Raw genomic sequence first — 2576 nt, forward strand, 5'->3', positions numbered from 1 at the left:
TGGAAGTGACGTTCCTCCAAGGTATTCACCACTTTTTCAATGGTAAAGACGATGTGGCCTTGTGGTAAAATGCAAGCAAGTTCTAGTGGTAAAGTCGTTTGATTTGTGTTATAGTGAATGTGCATGGAATAGCCTCTCTAAATGGTTTATTGAGCAATTCTATTTTAGCAAGACTATCGCAATCATGCAAAAAGCAACGGCAAATCCGTTGCTTTTTTTGTAGCAAAGGGACTATTGTCCCAGACTCCTGACAAGGCTTTGAACTTCCATTTCTTTTTCTTGGTATAATCTAATTGTTCAGGTTAGATAAAAGGAGGAAAAAGAAATGGCTAAAGCTAGTTACAGTTTATCACATACCAAATGGATGTGCAAATATCCTATCATCTTTACCCCAAAGTACCGCAGAAAAACAATCTACTATAAAATCAGGTAAGATCTGATTGATATTTTCCGTCATCTATGTCAATACAAGGGAGTGGAAATAATTGAGGGACATATGATGCCAGATCATGTTCACATGCTTGTCTTGATACCACCCAAACTTTCGATTTCCGACTTCATGGGATATTTGAAAAGTAAGAGTGCTTTGATGATATTTGATAAACATGCCAACCTAAAATATAAGTATGGTAATCGAAAGTTTTGGGCTAGGGGGTACTATGTGAGTACGGTTGGACTGAATGAAAAGACAGTAGCGAAATATATCGCGAGCAGAAGAAACATGACATTTCCCTTGATAAGTTAAGTGTCAAAGAGTACGAAGATCGGTTCTCAGATGGTAGTTTTAGAACCTTGAATTGTCAAATTAAGTGCACAATTTCACCATAAAATACTTCATAAGGTGTTTTCCAGTTGAGACACTTTCGTGGTCTATTATTTAGTTTATCCTCCCACAGCTGAATGGTGTGCTCGTCAATGAATGTCCAATCACTCCCTTTGGGAAAATATTCTCGTAGTAATCCATTGGTATTCTCATTGGTTCCTCGTTGCCAAGGCGCATGAGGGTCTGGGAAATAGACCTCTACTTTTAATTTATCAGTCAAGTCTTGATGATTCGTGAATTCTTTTCCTCTATCGGGAGTGACGGTTTCTTTCGGCAAGGGCTCCAACATTTGTACCATAGCCTCTATGACCAGTTTGCTTTTCTTGACCGCTACCTTCTTGATTTTAAGAAAACGAGAGTAGCGATCCGTTAGAGTAACTAAGCAAGCTTTCCCAATTTGACCGGTAACCGTATCTGCTTCCCAATCACCAATCCTAGTTCGCTTGTTTGCTTCTTCATGTCTTTCATGAATGGTATGAGACCCTCTGTTTTCAATATGACCTTTCGTATGACGTTTCCATTCCCGACTAATGCTGGAAGGATGACGATGAAGTAATTTTCCGATTTGAGAAAAATTTAGTCCTTTTGTACAGTAAATCAGAATACTTTCCCGATCATCTATGGTAAAATGGTGATAGCTCATAAGATTTCCTTTCGTAACTAGTTGGTTCAATTCTATTTTACTAGAAAATCTTATAAGTTTTTTATTGTGCACTTATATTGTATATTCAAGACAAAATAAAAGCCCGTTTTTACGAGCATTAGTCAAGTAATCATAGAATTAACCGGAACGAAGTTCAGCGAACGTCTTTAGACGTCGCTGGAGAGAAACAGTTTATAGCCTGTGTACAAGCCACCCGTTTTCACGAGAGGTTATGACTTTCAGGCTTGCCTTTTCAGGCTGCAATCTGTCAGATCAGCAGCCCCAGGTCAGTCCCTTTGATGTCGGAAAGAGAGGATGGCTTGACATGAAGAGGATAAAAAGTAGCATTTCAAAATAAGTTCAAGCATTCTCCTAAAATTTGCTATAGACTAGAGTCAACAAAATATAATTTTAGGAGAAGCTATGAATTTTAAAAGTAGCTATGAGAAAGTAAAGTGGATTGTTCGCAAGTGCCAAAAAGAATATTACCTTCATCTTTGGGAATCAAGCGACTGGGAGCAAGAAGGAATGCTGGTCTTGTATGAGCTACAACTGAGCCAAGAAGGAATTGAGCATGATGAAGAAAAACTTTATTGCTATTTCAAAACCAAATTCCGAAACCATATCCATGATCTTATCCGCAAACAAGAGAGTCAAAAACGCAAATTTGATAAACAGAGTTATGAGGAAGTCAGTGAGATTGGCCATAAACTGAAGGCACGTGAAATGTTCCTGGATGAACTAGTCGCTTTCAGAGAATTAATAGCAGGATTTAAGGCAGGACTAGATCCGTTAGGTTTAAACAATTATCAACGATTAATAGGAAATGAACGCTTTCAAGGAAGAAAAGCTATGCTTCGAGATTTAAAAGAGCATTTGAAAGAGTTCAGAAACAATGCGATTCTCTAGCCCTGACAAGGGATCGAGGATTAATGTCTATTTAAGATATTCAAAAAAAGTTTCAAAAAAGCAAAAAAAGTTCAAAAAAAGTATTGACAAGAATTAGTTGAGGTGATATACTGATATAGTTGTCGCTTGCGAGGGCGACAAAGACCTTTGAAAACTGAACAAGACGAACCAATGTGCAGGGCACTACAACTGAAGTTGTAG

General features: G+C 37.9%; 2 protein-coding genes and 2 pseudogenes. 3 read left to right on the forward strand and 1 reads right to left on the reverse strand.

Going from position 1 to position 2576, the window contains the following annotated elements; all coding sequences use genetic code 11:
- Positions 1-85 precede the first annotated feature (85 nt).
- A pseudogene (locus FZ952_RS11905) lies at positions 86-288 on the forward strand (hypothetical protein).
- A 37-nt stretch (positions 289-325) separates the two neighbouring features.
- Positions 326-828 (forward strand): annotated as a pseudogene (tnpA, locus tag FZ952_RS11430) (IS200/IS605 family transposase).
- Here tnpA and FZ952_RS11435 read toward each other — a convergent pair.
- Positions 801-1466, reverse strand: coding sequence for an IS30 family transposase (locus FZ952_RS11435; protein ID WP_148881742.1), 666 nt, complete (start codon positions 1464-1466; stop codon positions 801-803). The pseudogene tnpA and the gene FZ952_RS11435 sit on opposite strands and share 28 nt — an antisense overlap.
- Positions 1467-1889: 423 nt before the next feature.
- Between FZ952_RS11435 and FZ952_RS11440 the strand changes: the two genes are divergently transcribed.
- Positions 1890-2375, forward strand: coding sequence for a sigma-70 family RNA polymerase sigma factor (locus FZ952_RS11440; protein ID WP_148881743.1), 486 nt, complete (start codon positions 1890-1892; stop codon positions 2373-2375).
- Positions 2376-2576 lie beyond the last annotated feature (201 nt).

It is taken from the genome of Streptococcus sp. Marseille-P7376, from assembly GCF_902460385.1.
GTDB classification, from domain to species: domain Bacteria; phylum Bacillota; class Bacilli; order Lactobacillales; family Streptococcaceae; genus Streptococcus; species Streptococcus sinensis.

Bases quoted from the DNA above. Each gene is read 5' to 3' on its own strand.
- FZ952_RS11440 (WP_148881743.1), top strand. From the start codon at position 1,890: ATGAATTTTAAAAGTAGCTATGAGAAAGTAAAGTGGATTGTTCGCAAG.
- FZ952_RS11435 (WP_148881742.1), bottom strand. From the start codon at position 1,466: ATGAGCTATCACCATTTTACCATAGATGATCGGGAAAGTATTCTGATT.